At 60.6% G+C, this 2021-nt stretch carries 1 protein-coding gene and 1 pseudogene; one reads left to right on the forward strand and one right to left on the reverse strand.

Annotation, left to right across the window (positions count from 1 at the left end; all coding sequences use genetic code 11):
* The first annotated feature begins 572 nt into the window (after nucleotides 1-572).
* Nucleotides 573-1040, forward strand: coding sequence for an SgcJ/EcaC family oxidoreductase (locus ACS5Q1_RS28105; protein ID WP_473101275.1), 468 nt, complete (start codon nucleotides 573-575; stop codon nucleotides 1038-1040).
* A gap of 333 nt (nucleotides 1041-1373) precedes the next feature.
* Here ACS5Q1_RS28105 and ACS5Q1_RS28110 read toward each other — a convergent pair.
* A pseudogene (locus ACS5Q1_RS28110) lies at nucleotides 1374-2021 on the reverse strand (IS630 family transposase); the annotation flags it as partial.

Below are 2021 nucleotides of genomic sequence, written 5' to 3' on the forward strand. Positions count from 1 at the left end.
ATCCGGGCCCGCGGCATGTGAACGGCCGCATCAGAGGCCGCACACATGTCAGACCCTGACCACGCGCTGCATCAAACCTGAAGATTCTTCTTGCGCTCTAGCGGGCGTCCACACATGTCGCAAACTCGCTTTTTACTTGCCTATACTTGTAGGGTCGCGCTGACCGGCTGCTACAAAATCGATGACCTAGCGTCTTGGCCGCGCCGCAAAATGGCGCTGAAAAATGCCTCTACTTCGAGTTTGCGACAGCCCCCTAGCCAAGTCCCGGCAACGGGACGGGAGTAGACTCACGCTGTACCCTCCTGTTCCGGCAATAGGGACCGGCAGCGGAATCGTTCAGGGTGATCTGAACTTAACGCTGCTCAACTGGTACACGGATACTGTCCCGGCCGAGGAGGCCGCCGCATAGATCGTGCCTTGATCCTCGATAACCGGGTTAGGCAAAGCGCAGGATCATAACAGCCCGTCAAACTGTCAGATCTGACAGGGGCTCGGCCACGGTCGCGAGACTAAGAAGTTCATCGCGGTCGGCCCCGGGGAGTGCCCGGCGGGACCGTCAGAAGGACCCCATCATGCGTTTTGTGATTGCCGCTACCCTTGCCTTTGCTGTCGTTCAGGCTCAGCCCGCCGCGGCGGCCTCCTCCCAAACCTGCGCTGCAATCAGTGAGGCCGACATCGCCAAGCTCTTTGACCGTTGGAACGCCTCCCTCGCCACGCTGAAGGCCACGGAAGTGGCGAAGAACTACGCCACCGACGCCATCCTGCTCCCGACGCTGTCGAACAAACCGCGCCTGACCCAGGCCGAGCGCATCGACTATTTCGAGCACTTCTTGGCGAACCACCCGCGCGGCACAATCGACAGCCGCGTCATCCAGATCGGCTGCAACTCAGCAGTGGACGCGGGCACCTACACCTTCACGTTCAAGGACGGCTCGCAGGTTCCGGCCCGCTACACCTATACCTACGAGTACAAGAACGGCACGTGGCTGATTTCCTCGCATCATTCCTCAATGATGCCCGAAAAGGCGTTGACACATTGAGCACGTAAAAGCTGTCTTCGGCAGTCGTCGTAGCGATCCAAAGCCGGTTGGAGCCGGGAACAACGAACGCCTAAACGGGCGTTGTCACTCCAAGCAAGGAAAGGCCACGTTGGCGATGAGCCCTGGCGGCCTCAGCCATTGAAAGTGCACAATCCGGTATGCGCGCGAGGGACAGTAGAGACAAGCAAAGCTCGCTGATGTGACAGAGCCGGCAAGACAGGCCGCAAAGCCCAGCGCGGTGCGTACTGCGTGCCGTGAGCCCCATCGTTCGATCATCGCGCGGCTCTCGTGGCCGGTTGCTGCAAGATCAGGGGCCACTAGAGCATCGGACGGTTAAACAGACGCATATCCGGTGGCCCTGAGGAAGTTCCAACACTCATGTGGCTCAAACAAATCGCAGATGTCACCGAGCGCTCGCCAGAGCGCGTCGAACGTTCGGGCCTCGGCCTTGCGCAGGTGGGCTTTGATCTTGGCGAAGGCCTGTTCAATTGGATTAAGATCGGGCGAATAAGCAGGCAGGAACAGGAACCAGGCCCCTCGCTGTTTCAGACACTGGGCGGCCCTTTCGCTCTTGTGGACCGCCAGGTTGTCGAGGATCACGACATCGCCCTTGCGCAGCGTCGGCGCGAGCTGTGTCTCGATGTAAGCCTCGAACGACAACCGGGTGATCGGACCATCAATCACCCACGGGGCGCTCAACTCGTGGCACCGCAGCCCGGCCACAAAGGTATGGGTTTTCCAGTGTCCAAAGGGAGCTTTCATGCGCAGCCGCTGGCCTTTGCGCGAGCGCCCGCGCAGGCGGGTCATCTTGGTGTTGACGTAAGTCTCGTCGAGAAACACCAGCCGGTGCGGCTCTTGGCGCATGCGGACCTGACGCTGACTAGTCCAGACGCGGCGCTCATCCCGCACGTCGGCGCGTGCGCACTCCGCCGCCATCAGGGCTTTTTTTATAGCTGAAGCCGCGGTGGCACAGGAAGCGCG

It is taken from the genome of Microvirga sp. GN3, from assembly GCF_055792825.1.

Excerpts from the sequence above, each read along its gene's own strand:
- ACS5Q1_RS28105 (WP_473101275.1), top strand. The coding sequence starts at position 573 with ATGCGTTTTGTGATTGCCGCTACCCTTGCCTTTGCTGTCGTTCAGGCT.